Origin of the sequence: Rhodococcus sp. DMF-1, from assembly GCF_021441945.1 — a bacterium.
In the GTDB taxonomy this organism is placed as follows: domain Bacteria; phylum Actinomycetota; class Actinomycetes; order Mycobacteriales; family Mycobacteriaceae; genus Rhodococcus; species Rhodococcus ruber.
Map to the genome: position 1 here is coordinate 200,601 of NZ_CP090442.1, position 19,438 is coordinate 220,038.

Genomic DNA, 19,438 nt, shown 5'->3' on the forward strand with positions numbered 1-19,438 from the left:
ACCGCACCGCGCGACCGTACCCGGACGCTCGATGCCCGGCACCCGGAAGCGGGTGCCGGGCATCGTCGCACGGTGGTCTCCTCGGTGCGCGAGTCAGCCGAAGTCGTCGAGGCCACGCTCGCGCAGTTCGCGCCAGACGTCGGCGGGATGGATGCCGCGACGGACCGCGTCGTTCTCGATGAGGACGCCCAGCAGCACCGAGCTCAGGTAGGCGACGTCCTCCGGGCGGTGGGTACTGCTCTTGGCGGTCAGCCAGCCGGACACGTCGCCGCGCTTCGCGGCGCGCGCCATGTCCAGAACCGAGCCGAACAGCTTGCTGTCGGTGGTTCCGGTCCGGGGGGTTCCGGTCCGGGGGGTTCCGGTCCCGGGCTCACGCACGCTGGTCATGCGCTCGCCCCCGCGTGCTCGTCGCGGTGGGCCTGACGTGCGAGCGCGCGGTCCCGGGCTTCCTCGAACCGCTCGGCCTTCGTCTGCAGATCGGTGAGGAAGGCGTCGAGGTCCTCGCGCAGCTGTTCGCCGCGGCCGCCGAAGTCGGTGCGCTCGAACACGCGCCACTTGCGGAGCACCGGCAGCACCACGTCGTCGAGGTGCTGGCGCAGGTCGTAGATGCCGCCCTTGGCGATCAGGACGGCGTTGCGCCGGAAGTTCGCCATCGACGCACCGGGCATCCGGAACCGGGTCAGCACGCTCATGATCGCGGCCAACGTCTGGTCGGGGGCGATGTCGAGGGCGCCGTCGACGATGTTGCGATAGAACATCATGTGCAGGTTCTCGTCCGCGGCGACGCGGGCGAGCATGCGGTCCGCGATCGGGTCGCCGCACGCCCTGCCGGTGTTGCGGTGCGAGACCCGGGTCGCCAGTTCCTGGAAGGTCACGTACGACACGGACTCGAGCATCGATGTCGACCCCGGGTCGAAGCCGGTGGTCATGTGCGCCATGCGCGCGTTCTCGAGTGCGACGGGGTCCACCCCGCGGGTGACCACGAGGTAGTCCCGCATGACGACGGAGTGCTTGTTCTCCTCGGCCGTCCAACGTCCCACCCACGTGCCCCACGCGCCGTCGAGGCTGAAGTGCTCGGCGATCTCACGGTGGTAGGAGGGCAGGTTGTCCTCGGTGAGCAGATTGGTGATCATCGCTGCCTGGGCGGTGTCGGACAACGCGGACTGGGCGGGATCCCAGTCGGTGCCGCCGAGGGCGGCGAAGTTGCGGCCCTCGTCCCACGGAACATAGTCGTGCGGATGCCAGTCCTTCGCCATCGCCAGGTGGCGGTGGACGTTGTCCTCGGCGATCGGCTCGAGCTCCCGGAGCAACTGCAGGTCCGTGAGTTCCCTTGTCACAGTGATGTGTTCCCTCTCTGATTGGTCGGGGCGCCCCCCTGCGACGCCCCGTTCGGTCCGGTCAGAACCCGATACGCATGATCAGTTGCGGAAGACCGTCGAGGTCCATCCGTTCGGCGAGCCGGGCCGCGGAGTCCTCCACGCGCAGTGGATAGGTGAGCACGGAGGCGGACAGCCGGGCATCGACCGCCGCCAGCCACGCCCGCTCGGATGCGATGCCCACCCGCACCAGGTCGATCGGATCGGCGGACTGTACCGAGAAGACCAGCACGGTCTCCCGGTCGATGGCCGCCGCGAGTTCGGCGGTGTCCGGCACGCCGGTGGTGATCAGTGCGCGCCCGGCCGCTCCGCCGGCGTCCAGGTCGGCGCCCCAGTCGGTCACCACCTCGGCGTTGCCCTCCGGATGCCAGTGCGACGTCCACCGGAACATCTCGCGCTGGTAGTGCGGGTTGCGGCGCATCGCCTCGGCCGAGTACGTGAGCATGTCGGCGAGGGCCGGTGCCTCGTCCGAGGCCAGCAGGCGAACCCGGACACCGGGGATGTCGGCGGCCGCCATCACGTCGGCGATGGTGGTGGCCGGCACCGGGATCCGGGCGAACGACTCGCGGTGGCTGCGCCGGTGCGAGATCGCGGCGAAGGACCCCAGATCGGTGCTCGACGGGGTGGCCGGAGCCGCCGCCTCGATCCGCGCGATCAGCTCGGGCCGCTCCGGCTCCGGTAGCAGCAGGGTCCGGGTGCTCCAGCCGAGCGCCCGGATGCCGAGTTCGAGATTGGCGACGGCGGCCCCGCACGAGATGAGGCGATCCGGGCGCAGCGGGTCCGGACCGGGCGCGGCGAACTCGACCCGCTCCTCCAGTTCGGCGGTGCGCGCCGGGAGACGCAGATTCCACGGCTGGGTGTCGTGGATGGAGGGGGCCTCGATCACGGCACGCGCGATGACCTCGGTGTCGCTCGTGGACCAGGTGTCGGGCACCGTGGACATCGCAGCCTCCTCGTCCTGGTCGGTCACCCCGCACGGCTCATCGGGGCGACGTTCCGAGCATCGCCCGTGGACTGTGCCGGGCGCATGTGCCGAAGGTCCCGAAACTGCCGTCGAACGGCCCGCGGCAGGTGGTGTGCGAGCATGGTCACCGCAACACCGGTGCCAGGAAAGGTGAGGGACGATGCCTCGGGTATTTCTCGTCGACGACCACGAGATCGTGCGGCGCGGGTTGGTCGACCTGCTCGACAGCGTGCCCGACTTCACGGTCGTCGGGGAGGCCGCGTCGGTCGGCGAGGCGCTGGCCCGCATCCCGGGGAGCGGAGCCGAAGTCGCGGTCCTCGACGTGCGCCTGCCCGACGGCAACGGCGTGGAACTGTGCCGTGAGCTGCGGGCCCGCATGCCGGAGCTGCGCGCTCTCATGCTCACCTCCTACGCCGACGACGAGGCCCTGTTCGACGCGATCATGGCGGGTGCGTCCGGATTCGTGCTCAAGCAGATCCTCGGCACCGACCTGGTGTCGGCGATCCGGACCGTCGCGGCCGGCGGCTCGCTGCTCGACAGCCGGGCCACGGCCGCGCTCATGGAACGCATCCGCGCGTCCCGCACGGCGGATCCGCTCGCCGAACTGTCCGACCAGGAACGGGCCGTGTTCGAGCTGATCGGGGAGGGCCTGACCAATCGCGAGATCGCCGAGCGGCTGTTCCTGGCGGAGAAGACGATCAAGAACTACGTCTCGCGGCTGCTGGCCAAGCTCGGGATGCAGCGTCGCACGCAGGCCGCGGTGCTCGCCACCGAGTTGCGCAAGCAGCGCGAGGTCTGACGCCGACCCGTCAGAGCGGCGCCTGCCACACCACGCGCGTGCCGCCCGTCGCACCGGGGCCGATGCTGCAGCGGCCGCCGCACTGCTGGGCGCGACGCTCGAGGTTGGTGAGGCCGCTGCGGCGCGGGGCGTCCGGCAGCCCGATGCCGTCGTCGACGATCTCGATCGTGAATTCGTCTCCCGCTGAGACGGATACGGAGATCTTCTCCGACTGCGAGTGACGCAACGCGTTGCTGAGTCCTTCCCGCAGCACCGCTTCGGCGTGCGGATGGATGCGGGCGGGGACCAGAGTGTCTATCGGCCCGGAGAACTGGACGTTCGGCGCCACCGGCGACTGGGCGGTCAGGTCGCCGACCACGTCCAGCAGCCGCCGCCGCAGGCTGGTCGATGCCGCGGCGCCGGTGGTGTGCAGATCGAAGATGGTGGTGCGGATCTCGCGGACGGTGCGGTCGAGTTGCTCGACGGCGTGCTGGACCACGTTCGCGACCCGGTCGGGGTCGGTGCCGGGAACCAGCGTGCTCTGCAGGCTCATCCCGGTGGCGAACAACCGCTGGATCACGTTGTCGTGCAGATCCTGCGCGATGCGGTCGCGGTCCGCGAGCACGTCCAGCAACCGCTTCTTGCGTTGCTGCGTGGCGAACTCCAGCGCGACGGTGACGAGATCGGCCATGGATTCGAGCCGCGTGACGTCCTCGTCGTCCCACGCGTCGGATCGGGCCGCCCGGGTGACGATCAGGGCGCCGCTCGCGCCGGAGGTGGCGGACAACGGCAGGACGACGGCGCGGCCGTCGGTGCCCGCCGCGTCCGGGATGCCCTCGAGACTGTCGGTGAGCAGGGTGCGCCGCGTCCGGATCGCCTCGAGCACAGGAGAACCGGTGAGGTCGAGGCGGGTGCCGGCCGACGGCGGGCCGGGTGCGGCGGCGGCCCGGACCGTGCCCTGGGTGCCGTCGACGAGCACGACGTAGCTGCCTTCGGTGTGGGCGAGGTCGCGCACGTGGTCGACCAGCAGTTCCAGCGTTTCGTCGACCGAGCCGCCGACCAGCAGCCGGGAGTTGATCGTCGCCACCGCCTCGAGCCAGCGTTCGCGGGTGACGGAGCCCTCGAACAGGCGCGCGTTGTCGATCGCGACGCCCGCGGAGGTCGCGAGCACCTTCAGGATCACCTCGTCCTCTTCGGTGAACGCCGGGGAACCGACCTTCTCCGTGAGGTAGATGCTGCCGAACACCTTGCCGCGCACCATGATCGGGGTCCCGAGGAAGCTCTTCATCGGCGGATGTCCCGGAGGGAAGCCGATCGACGCGGGATGCCGGGACAGGTCCGCGATGCGCACCGGCCTCGGGTCGTTGATGAGCAGACCGAGGAGGCCGCGGCCCTCCGGCAGATGCCCCATGCGGCCGCGCGCCTCGGGGGCGATACCCACGTAGACGAACTCCGAGAGTCCACCGTCGGGAGCCCGCACGCCCAGCGCGCCGTAGCGGGCGTCGAGCAGCGTGACGGCCGCGGAGACGATGCGCTGGAGCATCGAGTCGAGTTCGAGACCCGACCCGACGACGAGCACCGCCTCGAGCAGGCTCTGCAGGCTCGCGCGGGTGGTGACGGTGTCGGTCAGCCGATCCCGGATCTCGGCGAGCAGTCCGTCGATGTCGGCGGTGCGGTCGCCGGGGCGACCGACGGCGGTGCCGTCACCGGGGCGACCGACGGCGGTGCCGGCGGTCGTAGCGTCACCGGTAGTGCTCACACCGTCAGCATAGGTGCCGTCGAAGACGGCCCCTCTCGTGCACCGGACGCAACCGGCCGCCGGCGCCTCGCCGGCGTGTGAGAATTCGGGTATGGAGAACACACCGGCCCGGACCGGGCTCGGGTGACGGTCGCCGTGCGATTCCCGGGCGCCGCGCTGTTCATCGACCTGTACGAGGTCACGATGGCGCAGGCCTACGCGGTCCGGGGCATGTCGGAGACAGCCGTGTTCGAGACGTTCTTCCGGAAGCTGCCGCCCGGAAGGTCGTACGTGGTGGCCGCCGGCCTGCCCGATGTGCTCGACTTCCTCGAGGCGTTCCGGTTCGAGGAGGACGACCTGCAATACCTGCACGGACTCGGATTGTTCTCCGACGAGTTCCTCGGACAGCTCGCCGCGGTGCGCTTCACCGGCGACGTGTGGGCGGTGCCGGAGGGCACGGTGGTCTTCCCGAACGAACCGATCGTGCAGGTCGTCGCGCCGATCCTGGAGGCACAGCTCGTCGAGACGTTCGTGCTGAACCGGATCCACCTGCAGAGCGTCCTCGCCAGCAAGGCCGCGCGCATCGTCGAGGCCGCGCAGGGGCGCCCGGTGGTGGATTTCGGCGCACGCCGGGCGCACGGCACGGACGCCGCGCTCGAAGTCGCCCGCGCCGGATACCTCGCGGGAGCCGCCGGAACGTCGAATCTGCTCGCAGCCAGGGAGTACGGGATTCCGGCGTTCGGCACGATGGCGCACAGCTTCGTCCAGGCCTTCGACGACGAGGCCGAGGCCTTCGAGGCGTTCGCCCGGCTGTATCCGGGTACGACGCTGCTGGTCGACACCTACGACACCCTGCGCGGCGTGGACCTCGTCGTCGACCTGGCCGGGCGGCTGGGCGATCGGTTCGACGTGCGCGCGATCCGGCTGGATTCCGGGGATCTCGGTGCCCTGTCGAAGGCCGCGCGCGCCCGGCTCGACGCAGCGGGGCTGCACGACGTCCGGATCTTCGCCTCGTCGGGCCTCGACGAGTACAGCATCGCGGCACTGCTCGACGCCGGTTGCCCCGTCGACGGCTTCGGTGTGGGCACCCACCTGTCGATCGCCCAGGACGCGCCGACCCTCGACATGGCGTACAAGCTGGTCGAGTACGCCGGCGTCGGACGTACGAAGCTGTCGAGCGGCAAGGTGCTCCATCCCGGGCGCAAGCAGGTGTTCCGGCGGACCGACGGCGGCGTATTCGCCGGCGACACCATCGGCCGGCCGGACGAGGACCTCCCGGGTGAGCCGCTGCTGGTGCCCGTCATGAGAGCCGGCCGGCGGCTGCCGCAGTACGACACAGGACTCGACGACGCGCGACGGCGTGCACGGCAGCAGATCGACGCCCTTCCGACGGCGCTTCGTTCCCTCGACGAGGCGGGGGCGCCGTATCCCGTGGCGGTGAGTGCACGCGTGCAGGACGATCTGGATCGGTTGCGCGGTGCTCGGCAGGCTCCCTGACCGGATGACTGCCGCGGCGGGCGGAGGCCGCTTCCTGGGCAGCTCGCCGTGCCGACGGTGGCGTTCGCGCTCGTCGACCCCATGGGTTTCCTTCGGCGGCTCTTCGGTGGGCAGCGGCGTTGTGGGCAGCGGCGTGGTCTGCACCGGCGACGGTTGCGCTGGGGGCCGTCCTCGCCGATTCTGAGTCGATGACGGTTGCGGGGGGTGCGGAGTCCGGCACGGATCCGGTCGACGCCGCACGGCGTGCGCTCGCCTCCGTGGGTACGTTCCTGATGCCGGCGGCAGACCTGTGGCGATCCCTCGGTGCCGACGCCGATGCGTGGGTCCGGTTCTCCGCGCATTGGGAGGAGCTCGAGCCCGACCCGTACGCGGCAGAACAGGGCGTGCACCGGCTGCGGCGCTACGGCCGATTCCGGTACCGGACGGCCGACGGCACGCTGGAGCCGGCGGCGCACCGGGACTTCGTCCAGCCGGACGGCTCCAACGTCCTCTACCTCGCCCGGGACCGCCGTTTCGAACCGCTGACGGCCGCGTTCCTCGAAGATCCGCTGTTCGAGCTCACGGTGAAGCTCGTGGGCCGGATCGCGCCGATCCTCGACGAAGCTCCCGAATGGACGGTGTGGGTGCATCCGTTCCGTGTGGTCGCCTCGGCCGACAACGAGGGCCGGCCCACACCCGAGGGCGTGCACCGCGACGGTGTCACGCTGGTCGGTTCCCTGTTGATCGGCGTCGACAACGCCGCCGGGGGCGAAAGCTCGGTGGTCGGCCCGGACGGCGAGCGACTCGTGACGACGACCCTGCGCGAACCCGGCACCTTCCTCCTGGGCGACGACCGTTGCACCTGGCACGGTGTTTCGCCGATCCGGCCCGTCGACCCCGGAAAACCGGCGCGGAGGGACGTGCTGGTGGTCACCTTCGCGCCGTCGGCCCCGTGCGGCGGGACATGAGCACGAAGGCCGCCACCGCCACGGCGACGGGCAGGACGCTGACCGTCAGCATGGTGAGGCGCACCGCGTCGGCCAGGTCCGCTCCGAGATCGAGACCGCCCGCCTGCCGGAGCAGGTTCGGGTCGTACCCGGCGCCACCGAGGCTCTGCGCCACCGCGCTACGCGCGGCATCCACGGCCTGCTCGCCCTGGGTCGCCGTCAGCCCGCGTGCCTCGGTGTCGGCCAGCCATTCTCGCTGGAAGAACACGTTGAGAAGCAGCAGGTACACGGTGGGCCCGAACGCATAGCCGGTCATCCCGAAGGCCAGCTGCACGGAAGCCACCGTTCCGGACTGCCCGCTCGGCGCCTGCGAGAGCACCGTCTCGGACACGGAGGTGGAGGTCACCATCGAGCCCAGGTTGTACAGCCACACGGCCGAGACGAGCAACCACAGCGCCATTGCCGGATCGACCGTGCCCGCCATCAGCAGTCCGCCGGCTGCCATGAACAGGAGGCCGACGACCATCACCGGTCTCGGCGAGAACCTCCCCACCAGGCTCCCGGACCAGACCACGAAACCGGCGATCAGCAGCGTGCCGGGGAGGAACAGCAGGCCGACGGTCTCCGGCGACAGCGCGAGCACCACACTGCCGAACTGCCCCAGGACGATGCCGAGCCCGGCCATGAGGAAATTCAGTGTGAAGGTCGCCGCCAGAGCCACGCTGAAGGCCCGGCTTCCGAACAGAGCCAGGTCCAGTGCCGGTACGGGGGTGCGACGTTCGTGGCGAACGAACAGCACGGCGGCGACCACGCTGACAGCCAACGGCAGCCATGTCTGGGGCCGGAGGATGCCGTTCTGCGCGGCTGCCAGCCCGATGACGAGTGCCAGGAGCGCCGTACCGACCAGGACGACGCCGGCCACGTCCAGCCGAGCGCGATGCTGAACGGGCGTCTCCGGGACGAACCTCGCCGTCAGCAGAAGCGAGATCACGGCCAGCAGCGGTGCGACCAGGAACACCACTTGCCAGCCGGCGGCCGCGACCGCCCAGCCCGTCAACGCAGGGAGTACCCCACAGAGAACCATCTCGACGGCCACGAAGACGCCGATGGCCGTCGGCCGCTGCTTGTCCGTCACGGACGTCTTGAGCAGTGCCAGCGGCACTCCGAGCAGCGCCGTCATTCCCAATCCGGCCACGACCCGCATCGCAAGCAGGAAGGCGTAGTGGGGCGAGAGCATGGAGAGCAGATCGGCGACCGTGACGACGACCAGTCCCGACATCAGCAGGCGTCGAAGCCCGAACGCGTCGCCGAGGTTGCCCGCGGCGAGGACGGCTGCGGCCATCACCAGTGTCGCCGTGCCGCCGAGCAATCCGACGAGCTGCGGTGGCACATCGAGGGCCCGGCTCACCTGGGGCATGTTCAGGCTCAGCACCAGCGGGTCGACGACCGTGATCGTGAAGGCGAGGGACAGGGCCAGGATGATCGGCAGGGTCCTCGCGGGGGTCTGCAACCGAGACGTAGGCACCGCCCACCTCCCTGCTCCCAGGTCCGACGTGATCGACTCTAACCCCCGGATTCCGCATCCCGTCGGAGGTTGGAGGGCCGAATCGACTGCCGGACACCGGCTGCAACGGCGGTTCGGCTGGATGCGAGAGACCGCCCCGGCCGTCGTCGGGGAGGATCCACCCGAGACCCGGCCACCGACGCCCCGCCCGCGGTCGGGGGTGCTACGCCCGGGACGCCGTGTCCGAGAGCAGCCCGGACACGGCGTGCACGATCGACGGTGCCGGATCGGTCCTCGCCTTGCCGAGGTCGTGGGCCGCGCCCGTCACCGGGAGCAGCACGACGGGCGCTGGGATCAGCGGCACCGCGTCGCGCATCTCGTCCAGGGTGCCGAACGGGTCGCGGTCACCGTGGGCGAACACCGCCGGCACGGCGAGCGCGGGCAGGTGCTCGGTGCGCGCCTTCTCGGGCTTGCCCGGCGGATGCAGCGGATAGGACAGCAGGACGAGCGCGTCCGCGACGCCGGGTCGTTCGGCCGCGAGCATCGACGTCTGCCGGCCGCCGTACGAGACACCGCCGAGCACGAGTCGGCCGACTGTGCGGGCCCGCATCGCCTCGGCCGCCGCCGCGATCCCGGCCCGGTCCTCCGCGGCCCGCGACGGCTGCGGCGGCCCCTTCGGGCGTCGGCGCCGGAACGGCAGGTCGAAGCGCAACGCGAGGAACCCCGCGTCGGCGAACGCGCCGCACAGCTGCCGCAGGATCGCCGCGTCGCAGTTGCCGCCCGCCCCGTGGGTCAGGGCCACCGCACCGCGCGGAGCGCCGTCGGGGTGATGCAGCACGCCGTGCACCGAATCGTCGTCGAGGGCCTCGGTCGTCACCGGCCCACGGTAGCCGGACGCGGACGCAGCACCGTGCGCCACAGGTGCACGAGCATCGCGGCGAACACCGCCGCCCACACCGTCACGGCCACCCACAGTTCCGTCCGGCCGACGACACCGACCCACGGCAGCTCGTCGGCCTCGGCGAGGTAGATCCCGGCGACGCCGTACATCCCGAGTGGGAAGACGATCGACCACAGGCCCGGTTCGTAGCGCAGCCGGATGCGGTGGGTGCGGTGCCGCCACCACCCGGCGGCGACGAGGGCGGGCAGCAGCCACGTCGCGAACGCCCAGAACACCACGACCAGCCCGGCGACGAGTCCGCGGGTGGCGTCGACCATCGGGGCCGACTCCATGGCCACGATGCGGGAGCCGGCCACCACGGTGATCGCCGCGGCCCCCATCGACACCCAGTACGACGGCGTGAGGTCCACCGGCCGCAGCGGATACTGCATCATCCGTGCCGCGACGAACACGCCCGCCGCGGCGTAGAGGAACAGGCCCACCGACCACGCGAACACCGCCACCAGCGACAGCGGCCGGCGTAGGTCGTCGTAGACCGGCTCGAGGGTCGCCGCGGCGAGTGCGACCGACTGGGCTGCGACCACCCACACGAACCAGCTGCCGTTGGCCTTGGCGATCACCGGGCGCCGGCGGGTGCCGAGCACCGCCGTCCACGGGATGACGTAGCCGAGCACGAGCCACGTCGCGGCCGCGCCGGCGAGCAGGACCGCGGCCGTCGAGTGCCACCCGTCCATGGTCAGTCGGATCCCCAGCACGTTGCTGCCCGCGACGAACGTGAAGAATCCGAATGCGCGGCTCGCGTCGGTGAGGTCGGTGCGGACCTCGTCGCGGAACCGCACGAGCCGCCACCCGGTCAGCGCGAGCAGGACGACGTAGGCGACGGCGGAGATCAGCAGCAACGCGGCCGACACCGTCGTCAGGCCGTGCAGATGCATGCCGATCGACACGATGCCGGTCGCCATCACGAGCGCGAAGTAGCCGGGGTCGAGCGTGCGGGCGCACCCGCGGAGACCGTCGAGAACCGTCACAGCCGCACGCTACCGCCGGGTGTCCGTCCGGGTCGGCGCGGGTCCGCACGGCACCGCTCACTTGACCAGCCGCGACAGCCGCCGGTCCGCGAGGATCCTGCCGCCGGTCTGACACGTGGGGCAGTACTGGAAGGAGCGCTCGGCGTAGGCGACCTCGCGGACGGTGTCGCCGCACTCCGGGCAGGGCAGCCCGGCGCGGGCGTGGACCCGCATCCCCGACCGCTTCTCGCCTTTGAGCCGTGCGGCGTCCTGCCCCACGGAACGGGTGACGGCGTCGAGCAGCACCGTGCGCATCGCGTCGTACAGCGCCTGTCGTTGCTCTTCGCCGAGCCGGCCCGCCGGCGCGAACGGCGACAGCCGGGCGACGTGCAGGATCTCGTCGGAGTAGGCGTTGCCGATCCCGGCGAGCACCTGCTGGTCGGTGAGGGCGGTCTTCAGGCGTGCGGTGCTGCCGGCCAGTCGCGCGGCCAGCTCGTCGGCGGTGACGGCCAGGGCGTCGGGACCGAGCCGGGCGATGCCGGGCACCTGCTGCGGGCGGTCGACGATCCACACGGCCAGACGTTTGCGGGTGCCGGCCTCGGTGAGGTCGAAGGCGGGGGTGGCGGCCTCGGGGGTGAACAGATGTATCCGCAGCGCGAGCGGGCCGCGGCCCAGCTTCGGCGGGGCCGGCGACGGGTTGTCCTGCCAGCGCAGCCACCCGGCGCGTGAGAGGTGCACGACGAGCCACAGCCCGGCGCAGTCGACCGCGAGGAACTTCCCGAAGCGGGACACGCCGGTGACGTCGCGGCCCTGCAGCGCGGTGACCGGCGGGTCGGCGGTCTGCAGGACGCTGAGCGCCGCCACGTCGATCCGGCCGACGACGGCACCGACGGCGTGCTCGCGCAGGAACACCGCCAGGGCTTCCACCTCGGGCAGCTCGGGCATGGTGCCAGGCTATCGCGCTCGTGCGTGCTTCGGGCTGCCCCGACGACCACAACCACGCACGGGCGATAGCCTGTCGGGGTGACTGCCGTGCCCACCCCGTACGAAGACCTCCTCCGCTTGGTGCTCGAGACCGGCACGCCGAAGGCGGACCGGACGGGCACCGGTACGCGCAGCCTGTTCGGGCACCAGATGCGTTTCGACCTCGCGCAGGGCTTTCCGCTGATCACCACCAAGAAGGTGCACCTGAAGTCGATCGTGTACGAGCTGCTGTGGTTCCTGCGCGGCGACTCGAACGTCAAGTGGCTGCAGGAGCACGGCGTGACCATCTGGGACGAGTGGGCCGACGCCGACGGCGAGCTCGGTCCCGTCTACGGGGTGCAGTGGCGGTCCTGGCCGGCCCCCGACGGCGGGCACATCGACCAGATCACCAAGGCGATCGACACCATCCGCACCGACCCCGACTCGCGGCGCATCGTGGTCTCCGCGTGGAACGTCGGCGAGATCGACAAGATGGCGCTCGCGCCGTGCCACGCGTTCTTCCAGTTCCACGTCGCCGGCGGCAGGCTCAGCTGCCAGCTGTACCAGCGCAGCGCCGACCTGTTCCTCGGCGTGCCGTTCAACATCGCCAGCTATGCGCTGCTCACCCACATGGTCGCTCAGCAGACCGATCTCGAGCCGGGCGAGTTCGTGTGGACGGGCGGGGACTGCCACATCTACGACAACCACGTCGAGCAGGTCACCGAGCAGCTCGCCCGGGAGCCCTATCCGTACCCCACCCTGGAGCTGAACCGGCGCGGGTCGATCTTCGAGTACGAGTACGAGGACGTGCAGGTCACCGGCTACCGGCACCACCCGCCCATCAAGGCCCCGGTCGCGGTATGACGGCGGCGGGGGACGTCGTCCTGATCTGGGCGCAGGACCGCGCCGGGGGCATCGGCCGCGACGGTGCGATCCCGTGGCACATCCCCGAGGACATGGCGCACTTCCGGGCCGCGACGCGGGGAAAGCCGGTGATCATGGGCCGGTTGACGTGGGAGTCGCTGCCGCCGCGCTTCCGGCCGCTGCCGGGCCGGCGCAACATCGTCGTCACCCGCGACCCGGCCTGGTCGGACGCGGGCGCCGAGGTGGCCCACGGGGTGCCGCAGGCCCTGGCGCTCGCCGGGGACGGCGACGTCTGCGTCATAGGTGGCGGACAGATCTACGCGCAGGCCGTACCGCACGCGACGCAGCTGCTCGTCACGGAGGTGGACCTGGACACCGGAGCGGATGCCTTCGCCCCGCCGATCGGTTCCGAGTGGACGGCCGTGGACGTCGGTGAGCGGCAGGAATCCGGCGACGGAATCGGGTTCCGTTTCGTCCGGTACACGCGAACCTGACCGGTGGCGCGTCCGGTGGGCCATACTGCGAGGGCGTACCCCGACCAGGAAGGGCAGCCATGGACAAGCTATCCCTCACGGCTCTGGCGCGACAGCAACTGAAGCTGGCGGCGGCATCGAGCAGCGGCCGCAGCTCGCAGACCATCTTCGGCGGGCACGCCAGGCATCTGCGGCAGACGATGGTCGCGCTGCTCGCCGGACACGAACTCGCCGAGCACGACGGCCCCGGCGAGGGGTCCCTGCAGGTGCTCAGCGGGCGCCTGTCCCTGATCGCCGGGGACGATTCCTGGAAGGGTTCGACCGGCGACTATCTGGTGCTGCCCACCGTCCGGCACAGCGTCACCGCGCTCGAGGACGTCGTGTTCCTGCTGACCGTGGTCAAGTGAGCGCTCACCGCTGCGGCAGCGCCACTCCGCGGTAGCCGCGGTACCCGGCCCAGGCGAGTCGCCGCTCCCGCCACGGGTCGTACTCCACGTGCGTCGGGTCGTCGAAGACGACGGTGGCGCGGTCGTGTTCGTCGTAGCGCGGCCACGACGGCAGCGGCTCTCCCACGTGCGCGAAGTGCAGCCATTGGCGCTGCACCGCGTCGCTCACCGTGCGCAGCGCACGCCGGCCCCCGGCGGCGGTGACCACCCGTCCCAGGGCGGTGTCGGCCTGGCCGAACACGGAGAGCAGTTCGAAGGCGTGGGTGGCGTGGAAGCCGGTCCAGCGCAGCAGCGGCGGCGCGTAGTCGAACCGGTAGCTGTAGGTGGGGGCGTGGCGGGAGTGGGCCTGGGCGATCTCGATCGAGGGATGCCAGAACGTGAGGTCGCCGCCGAGGTCGACGGCCGCCCGGGCGTCCGGATACCCGGGATAGGCCGCGACGACGCGTTCCTGGGCCGTGGGATCGGTGAGCCCGAACATCTGCTCGATGCGGAGTTGATTGGTCGGCAGCGCGTCGAGGACCCGCGGGAACAGCGTCCCCTCCCGGGCGTTGGTGCCGATGACGAGCGGAACCCGATGTGCGGCACCGGTTTCGTAGGCCTCGACGGGGGTGGTGGGGAGGTAGTCGCCGTCGACGACGGGACCGAACGCGTGCAGGCCGGGAGTCTCGTGCAGGATGCGCCCGCTGAGCCGCCGGGCGGCACGGCCGAAGTCGACCGGAGTGGCGGACCCGAGTGCCTCGACCGCGGAATCCCGGTCTGCGCCGAGCAGTTCGACGAAACGTCGCGCCCACTCGGCCGCATGCTCGGCGTCGACGACGAGGTTGGGTGCCGAACTCTGGGCGACGGCGCGGGCGAACAGTCCTTCGGCCGCCGGGGTGGCGAGCAGCGTGGTCACGGCATTGCCGCCGGCGGACTCGCCGAAGATCGTGATGTTGTCGGGGTCGCCGCCGAAGGCGGCGATGTTGCGGCGCACCCACGCCAGCGCGGCAACCTGGTCGCGTAGTCCGAGATTGGAGTCGAACGGTCTTTCGGCCGTGGAGAATTCGGTGAAGTCGAGATAGCCGAGGCTGCCGAGCCGGTAGTTGATCGACACGTAGATCAGGTCACCGCAGCGTACCAGCGATTCCCCGCCGTAGAGCGGCAGCGCCGTAGTGCCCAGCGTGTAGGCGCCGCCGTGGATGAACACCATCACCGGTCGGGGTGCCGCGGCGGGGGCCGCGGGTGCCAGCACGTTGAGCGTCAGGCAGTCCTCGCTCGCGGGCTGCTGTTTCCGGAAGCCGATGGTCAGGCCCCGTGGGTGCTGGCTCGCCGCGGCACCGAAGTGCGTGGCGTCGCGCTCGCCGGTCCACGGCTGCACCGGTTGCGGGGCGCGCAGTCGCAGCGGGCCGACCGGAGGAGCTGCGTAGGGGACTCCGCGCCAGGCGAGCAGGTCGCCGATGCGGGTGCCCCGCAGGGCACCGTCGGAAACTGTGACAAGGGTCTCGTCCGCCATGTTCGAACTGTACGTGACGGCCGGTCATAGGTGCCGCGTTACCAGTGCCGGCCGTGCAGGCCGTGGGCGGCGAGCTCGGCGTCGGTGTGGGCGCGCAGGGCGGCCCGGGTGGGGAAGCACTCGTCGTCGAGTGCGACGAGAGCCAAGGTGTAGCGGTCCCCCTGACGGCACAGGTATGCGGCGAGCCGGGTGGACGTCGCGGCCCGGGCGGTCGCGAGTCCCGGGTGGACGGCGCGGGTCGCGACGCCCGTGGTGCGGTGCGGCCCGAAGCCGTCGAGCACCGCGGGCAACGGTCCGATGTTGGAGCACAGCAGGTCCCGCTCACCGGCCCCGGCGGCGAGGCGCGCGGCGAGCCGGTCGGGCAGCAGTTGCAGCGCCTCGTCCGGCAGGCCGTGCGGTGCCCCCTCCCGGCCGCGGGTGTACGCCGCCCGGGCGTGGTGGCGGATCGACGCCGGGGTGTCGGAGGCGTCGACCACCACCTCGGTCATCGTCACCCCGTTGCCGGCGCCGGGGAGCCCGGGCGCGGCGGTGCGGCCGTCGACGGGCACCGCGATCCGCACCGGCCAGTCGAGCCCGGCGCGGTGCGCGACGCCCGTGGCGAGGGCGAGGAAGAGCGAGTTGGGGGTGCCGCCGGCCGTGTCGGCGGCGGTGTCCCAGGCGAGCGCGTCCACGTCGAGCAGTGCCGTCCGCGCCGGTGAGCGGATCGGACGGGGACGCGGGGGCTTGCCGGTCGTGGGGGACCAGCGGGCCCGGCGCAGGCCGCGGGCGACGCGACGGACCAGGCGTGCGGCGTCGCGGAGGTCGGAGACGCGCTCCGGGTCGGACGGACGGATCCGCTCGGCCAGCGCGTCGGCGACGGCGTCGATCAGACCGCGCGCGTCGGCGAGCACGTGCGAGCACACCAGCGAGACGACCGTTCCGCCGCCCTCGACGCGGGTGGCGGTCAGCGCCCAGCCCGGTCCGAGTTCGGGGTCGACGTCCACTTCCGCCTGCTGGTCCGCCCAGGTGAGGACGTCGGTGGTGGGGATCGGCTCGGGTGGGTAGCGCAGCGGGTAGCTGCGCAGGCCCGGCTCGAGCCGGGGGCGGGCGCCCGGGACGTGCGGGCGAACCACGCGCCGGCCGAGGGGGCCGCGGCCGAGCGCGTCGTGCAGCGAGATCAGCAGGGGTGCGCCCACGGTGTCGCCGGTGCGCCACAGCCCCTGCAGTGCGATGGGCAGGCCGAGGCCGCGATGTCTGTACAGGAAGATCTCGTCCACCACGCTGAGCCGGTTCACCGTCCCGACGGTAGCCGCCGTCCTTGACCCAAGCTGTGAATCGAGGTTCAATTCTTTCGTGGCCTACCGCCGGACCCCCGCCGTGCAGCAACGGCTCGACGCGCAACGCGAGGCGATCGCCGACGCCGCCGTGAGCCTGCTGTCCGAGCGCGGCTACCAGGGACTGTCCATCGCGGCGGTCGCCGAGCGCGCCGGCGTCGCCACCGGCAGCGTCTACCGGCACTACGCCGACAAGTCCGAACTGATGGTGCGCATCTTCCGCAGCCTGTGCGGACGGGAGGTCGACGCCGTCGTCGCGGCCGCCGACGCGGCCCGGCCGGACGGTGCGGCCGCACAGGTGGCCGCCGTCGTCGAGACCTTCGCCCGCCGCGCCCTGCGCAACCCCACCCTCGCCTACGCCCTGCTCGCCGAACCCGTCGACGCGGCCGTCGACGCCGAACGCCTGGTGCTGCGCCGCGCCTTCGCGGCGGCGTTCGAGGACGCCCTGCGCCGCGGTGTCGACTCGGGCGATCTCACCTCTCGCAACCCGGCGCTGTCCGCCGCCGCCCTCGTCGGGGCGGTCGGCGAGGTTCTCACCGGCCCGCTGCAGTCCGGCGTGGCCGCCACCGACACCGTCCCCGAACTCGTCGCATTCGCCCTACGCGCACTAGGAGCCCGGCCATGACCGAATCACCCACGTTTCCCGCCACCCACGAGGTGTTCAACCAGGTGCCCGACCTCGTGCCGTACCAGGCGGCCGACGACGCGGCACTGCTCGAGGGCCTGCGCCGCGAAGGAGCCGCCTGGGCCGAGGACGAAGTCCGGGAGATCGGCGCGCTCGCCGGAGGGACGCGTGCGCAGGAATGGGGCAGGCTCGTCGACGAGTACCCGCCCGTGCTGCACACCCACGATCGCTACGGGCACCGCGTCGACGAGGTGGAGTTCCATCCGCACTGGCACGACCTCATGACGGTGGCCGTCGAGCACGGCATGCACGCGGCACCGTGGCGCGACCCCCGGGCCGGGGCGCACGTCGCCCGGGCCGCCAAGTTCTACGTGTGGGGCCAGGCCGAAGCGGGACACATGTGCCCGATCTCCATGACGTACGCGGTGATACCGGCGCTGCGGCACAATCCCGAACTCGCCGCGACGTACGAGCCGCTGCTCACCGCCCCGCACTACGACTTCGGGCTCCGGGAACCGTCCACCAAGCGCGGCCTGATCGCCGGCATGTCCATGACCGAGAAGCAGGGCGGATCGGACGTGCGGGCCAACACGACGACCGCGACCCCTCAGGCGGACGGCAGTTACCGCATCGTCGGACACAAGTGGTTCACCTCCGCACCGATGTCGGACATGTTCCTCACGCTGGCGCAGACCACCAGCGGCCTCTCGTGCTTCCTGCTGCCGCGGGTGCTTCCCGACGGCAGCCGCAACCGCATCCGCATCCAGCGGCTCAAGGACAAGCTCGGGAACAAGTCGAACGCGTCCTCCGAGATCGAGTACGAGGGCGCAACCGGCTGGCTCGTCGGCGCGGAGGGCCGCGGCGTCAACACCATCATCGAGATGGTGAACATGACGCGCCTGGACTGCGTGATCGGCTCGGCGACCGGAATGCGCGCGGCGACGCTGCGCGCCGTCCACCACGCCCGCCACCGGAAGGCGTTCGGCGCCCTGCTCGTCGACCAGCCGCTCATGCGGAACGTGCTCGCCGACCTGATCGTCGAGTCGGAAGCCGCGACGACCATGATGATGCGGCTGGCCGGTGCGACGGACCGCGCATCGACGGATCCGCAGGAGGCGGCGCTGCGCCGCATCGCCCTCGCGGTCACCAAGTACTGGGTGTGCAAGCGCGCCCCCGCCCACGCCGCGGAGGCCCTCGAATGCCTCGGCGGTAACGGCTACGCCGAGGAATCCGGGATGCCGCGGCTGTACCGCGAGGCACCGCTCATGTCGATCTGGGAAGGCTCGGGCAACGTCGCCGCCCTCGACGCACTGCGCGCGATGGTCAAGCAGCCCGAGACCGTGGACGCGTTCTTCGCCGAGGTACGCCTGGCCGAGGGCGCCGACTCCCGGCTCGACGACGCCGTGGCGCGCGTCGGCAAGGAACTCGCCGATCTCGAGAACGTCGAGTACCGGGCCCGCCGGATCGTGGAACTGATGGCGCTGGTCCTGCAGGGTGCACAGCTCGTGCGGCACGGGCATCCGGCCGTCGCGGACGCCTTCTGCGCCACCCGGCTGGGCGACGACTGGGGCATCGCCCTGGGGACCATGCCCACCGGCCTGGACACCGCGGCGATCCTCGCGCGCGTCTGATCCGCGGCGACCCTCACGCGAGCCGACGGGCGACGACCCACAGGGCATCCTGGAGGTCAGGGCATACTGGAGGTAACGACAACGATCGTCGAGCGAGCCCGGAGCCCCTCATGATCAGAAGCAGCGAATGGCGGGAATGGGGGGTCCCGGTGACGGTGGCCGTCACCGAGTACGCCGCCCTGGCGGAGGCCGAAACGCGGGTGCGCGCCGCGATCGCGGAATCCGAGGCGGCGTGCAACCCGCAGCGCGGCGACGCGGAGATCCACGAGGTCAACCTCGCCCAGGGCATTCCCGTCCAGGTCAGCCCGCGGCTGTCGGCGTTGCTGCGCTCGGCGCTCTGGGTCGCCCGGATGACCGACGGGACGGTGAGTCCCTTGGCGGCCGACGACGCAGGGATCGACGAGGACGCCACCCCGCCCATCCATCCGCTCCCCGACTACAGCGACATCCACCTCGACGGCGAGACCGTGCTGGCCCCGTTCGGCGTCAACCTCGACATCACCGAGACGGCCAGGGCCGACACCGCGGATCGGGCCGCCGCGACCGTGGCCCGCAGCCTCGAATGCGGTGTCCTGGTGCGGATGGGCGACGTGACGGCCACCGCCGGTCACAGTCCCGCCGGCGGGTGGCAGGTGTCCGTCCCCGGCGCCGGGACCGTCGAGCTCCCGGCCGGAAGCGCCATAGCGACGCGCGTGCGCGAGGAATCCGACGCAGAGCAGGACGGCGGGAACGACGTCTCCGGACGGTGGGCACAGGTCACCGTCATCGCCGAGGACGCGTTGTGGGCCGACGCCGCCGCCGCGGCAGCTCTGCGCCGCGGAGCGCCCGCGGTGCGGTGGCTCGAGCAGTACGACCTGGCCGCCCGCCTCGTCGACGGCGGCGACCGGGTGCACACGACCCGCCGCTGGTCCCGCCCGCACGCCGCCTGAGCGGCAGAGCT

Annotated in this window: 19 protein-coding genes; 9 read left to right on the forward strand and 10 right to left on the reverse strand. The window is 71.7% G+C overall.

Going from position 1 to position 19,438, the window contains the following annotated elements:
- Window positions 1-93: 93 nt before the first annotated feature.
- The 3 genes from LZP97_RS01050 to LZP97_RS01060 form a co-directional block, all read right to left on the reverse strand.
- Complete coding sequence (locus tag LZP97_RS01050; protein WP_172603597.1) at window positions 94-387, reverse strand: hypothetical protein; 294 nt, start codon at window positions 385-387, stop codon at window positions 94-96.
- The gene (locus LZP97_RS01055; protein WP_010593063.1) at window positions 384-1,337 is read right to left on the reverse strand and encodes an acyl-ACP desaturase; all 954 of its coding nucleotides are present in this window, start codon (window positions 1,335-1,337) and stop codon (window positions 384-386) included. Before LZP97_RS01055 ends, LZP97_RS01050 begins: the two co-directional genes overlap by 4 nt.
- 61 nt (window positions 1,338-1,398) lie before the next feature.
- Entirely contained in the window at window positions 1,399-2,319 is a 921-nt protein-coding gene (locus tag LZP97_RS01060; RefSeq protein WP_026137460.1) for a nitroreductase family protein, read from the reverse strand.
- Window positions 2,320-2,500: 181 nt separating this feature from the next.
- Between LZP97_RS01060 and LZP97_RS01065 the strand changes: the two genes are divergently transcribed.
- Complete coding sequence (locus LZP97_RS01065) at window positions 2,501-3,139, forward strand: response regulator (RefSeq protein WP_003937734.1); 639 nt, start codon at window positions 2,501-2,503, stop codon at window positions 3,137-3,139.
- Window positions 3,140-3,149: 10 nt separating this feature from the next.
- Here the strand turns inward: LZP97_RS01065 and LZP97_RS01070 are convergent, their stop codons facing one another.
- On the reverse strand, window positions 3,150-4,781 hold the full coding sequence (locus LZP97_RS01070; protein ID WP_234575091.1) for a sensor histidine kinase: 1,632 nt from the start codon (window positions 4,779-4,781) through the stop codon (window positions 3,150-3,152).
- A gap of 231 nt (window positions 4,782-5,012) precedes the next feature.
- Here LZP97_RS01070 and LZP97_RS01075 point away from each other — a divergent pair, with 231 nt between their 5' ends.
- Both LZP97_RS01075 and LZP97_RS01080 read left to right on the forward strand, forming a co-directional pair.
- A complete protein-coding gene (locus LZP97_RS01075; protein WP_442792843.1) occupies window positions 5,013-6,353 on the forward strand; it encodes a nicotinate phosphoribosyltransferase in 1,341 nt (446 codons plus the stop codon).
- 188 nt (window positions 6,354-6,541) lie between these two features.
- Window positions 6,542-7,300 (forward strand): 2OG-Fe dioxygenase family protein, encoded by a 759-nt coding sequence (locus tag LZP97_RS01080; RefSeq protein ID WP_234574942.1) that lies wholly within the window; start codon window positions 6,542-6,544, stop codon window positions 7,298-7,300.
- Here LZP97_RS01080 and LZP97_RS01085 read toward each other — a convergent pair.
- The 4 genes from LZP97_RS01085 to LZP97_RS01100 form a co-directional block, all read right to left on the reverse strand.
- Window positions 7,263-8,789 carry an MFS transporter gene (locus tag LZP97_RS01085; protein ID WP_234575094.1) on the reverse strand — a complete coding sequence of 509 codons (1,527 nt, stop codon included), beginning with the start codon at window positions 8,787-8,789 and terminating at the stop codon, window positions 7,263-7,265. The genes LZP97_RS01080 and LZP97_RS01085 overlap by 38 nt on opposite strands.
- A 217-nt stretch (window positions 8,790-9,006) precedes the next feature.
- Window positions 9,007-9,702, reverse strand: coding sequence for an alpha/beta hydrolase family protein (locus tag LZP97_RS01090; RefSeq protein WP_124259059.1), 696 nt, complete (start codon window positions 9,700-9,702; stop codon window positions 9,007-9,009).
- Window positions 9,657-10,712, reverse strand: a complete 1,056-nt coding sequence (locus tag LZP97_RS01095; RefSeq protein ID WP_048774070.1) for a tellurite resistance/C4-dicarboxylate transporter family protein — start codon at window positions 10,710-10,712, stop codon at window positions 9,657-9,659. The genes LZP97_RS01090 and LZP97_RS01095 overlap by 46 nt, the downstream gene beginning before the upstream one ends.
- 57 nt (window positions 10,713-10,769) lie before the next feature.
- Entirely contained in the window at window positions 10,770-11,636 is an 867-nt protein-coding gene (locus LZP97_RS01100; protein ID WP_048774068.1) for an Fpg/Nei family DNA glycosylase, read from the reverse strand.
- Between the two features lie 87 nt (window positions 11,637-11,723).
- Between LZP97_RS01100 and LZP97_RS01105 the strand changes: the two genes are divergently transcribed.
- The 3 genes from LZP97_RS01105 to LZP97_RS01115 are packed head-to-tail and all read left to right on the forward strand — an operon-like array spanning window position 11,724 to window position 13,398.
- Window positions 11,724-12,518, forward strand: coding sequence for a thymidylate synthase (locus LZP97_RS01105; RefSeq protein ID WP_010593053.1), 795 nt, complete (start codon window positions 11,724-11,726; stop codon window positions 12,516-12,518).
- The gene (locus tag LZP97_RS01110) at window positions 12,515-13,012 is read left to right on the forward strand and encodes a dihydrofolate reductase (protein ID WP_017679422.1); all 498 of its coding nucleotides are present in this window, start codon (window positions 12,515-12,517) and stop codon (window positions 13,010-13,012) included. The genes LZP97_RS01105 and LZP97_RS01110 overlap by 4 nt, the downstream gene beginning before the upstream one ends.
- Before the next feature lie 59 nt (window positions 13,013-13,071).
- Window positions 13,072-13,398 carry a cupin domain-containing protein gene (locus LZP97_RS01115; protein WP_010593051.1) on the forward strand — a complete coding sequence of 109 codons (327 nt, stop codon included), beginning with the start codon at window positions 13,072-13,074 and terminating at the stop codon, window positions 13,396-13,398.
- Window positions 13,399-13,402: 4 nt separating this feature from the next.
- Here the strand turns inward: LZP97_RS01115 and LZP97_RS01120 are convergent, their stop codons facing one another.
- Together LZP97_RS01120 and LZP97_RS01125 are read right to left on the reverse strand one after the other, a co-directional pair.
- Window positions 13,403-14,929, reverse strand: coding sequence for a carboxylesterase/lipase family protein (locus LZP97_RS01120; RefSeq protein ID WP_048774066.1), 1,527 nt, complete (start codon window positions 14,927-14,929; stop codon window positions 13,403-13,405).
- 38 nt (window positions 14,930-14,967) lie between these two features.
- Window positions 14,968-16,203 (reverse strand): hypothetical protein, encoded by a 1,236-nt coding sequence (locus LZP97_RS01125; protein WP_048774064.1) that lies wholly within the window; start codon window positions 16,201-16,203, stop codon window positions 14,968-14,970.
- Window positions 16,204-16,261: 58 nt separating this feature from the next.
- On the opposite strand from LZP97_RS01125, the gene LZP97_RS01130 reads away from it, so the two are divergent.
- The 3 genes from LZP97_RS01130 (at window position 16,262) to LZP97_RS01140 (ending at window position 19,427) form a co-directional block, all read left to right on the forward strand.
- On the forward strand, window positions 16,262-16,867 hold the full coding sequence (locus LZP97_RS01130; protein WP_010593048.1) for a TetR/AcrR family transcriptional regulator: 606 nt from the start codon (window positions 16,262-16,264) through the stop codon (window positions 16,865-16,867).
- Window positions 16,864-18,498, forward strand: a complete 1,635-nt coding sequence (locus LZP97_RS01135; protein ID WP_048774062.1) for an acyl-CoA dehydrogenase family protein — start codon at window positions 16,864-16,866, stop codon at window positions 18,496-18,498. Before LZP97_RS01130 ends, LZP97_RS01135 begins: the two co-directional genes overlap by 4 nt.
- A 110-nt stretch (window positions 18,499-18,608) precedes the next feature.
- On the forward strand, window positions 18,609-19,427 hold the full coding sequence (locus tag LZP97_RS01140; protein ID WP_048774060.1) for an FAD:protein FMN transferase: 819 nt from the start codon (window positions 18,609-18,611) through the stop codon (window positions 19,425-19,427).
- Window positions 19,428-19,438: the final 11 nt, after the last annotated feature.

Coding starts and splice junctions, on each gene's coding strand:
- LZP97_RS01060 (WP_026137460.1), bottom strand. CDS start 2,319: ATGTCCACGGTGCCCGACACCTGGTCCACGAGCGACACCGAGGTCATC.
- LZP97_RS01080 (WP_234574942.1), top strand. CDS start 6,542: ATGACGGTTGCGGGGGGTGCGGAGTCCGGCACGGATCCGGTCGACGCC.
- LZP97_RS01115 (WP_010593051.1), top strand. CDS start 13,072: ATGGACAAGCTATCCCTCACGGCTCTGGCGCGACAGCAACTGAAGCTG.
- LZP97_RS01135 (WP_048774062.1), top strand. CDS start 16,864: ATGACCGAATCACCCACGTTTCCCGCCACCCACGAGGTGTTCAACCAG.
- LZP97_RS01140 (WP_048774060.1), top strand. CDS start 18,609: ATGATCAGAAGCAGCGAATGGCGGGAATGGGGGGTCCCGGTGACGGTG.
- LZP97_RS01120 (WP_048774066.1), bottom strand. CDS start 14,929: ATGGCGGACGAGACCCTTGTCACAGTTTCCGACGGTGCCCTGCGGGGC.
- LZP97_RS01050 (WP_172603597.1), bottom strand. CDS start 387: ATGACCAGCGTGCGTGAGCCCGGGACCGGAACCCCCCGGACCGGAACC.
- LZP97_RS01100 (WP_048774068.1), bottom strand. CDS start 11,636: ATGCCCGAGCTGCCCGAGGTGGAAGCCCTGGCGGTGTTCCTGCGCGAG.
- LZP97_RS01110 (WP_017679422.1), top strand. CDS start 12,515: ATGACGGCGGCGGGGGACGTCGTCCTGATCTGGGCGCAGGACCGCGCC.
- LZP97_RS01065 (WP_003937734.1), top strand. CDS start 2,501: ATGCCTCGGGTATTTCTCGTCGACGACCACGAGATCGTGCGGCGCGGG.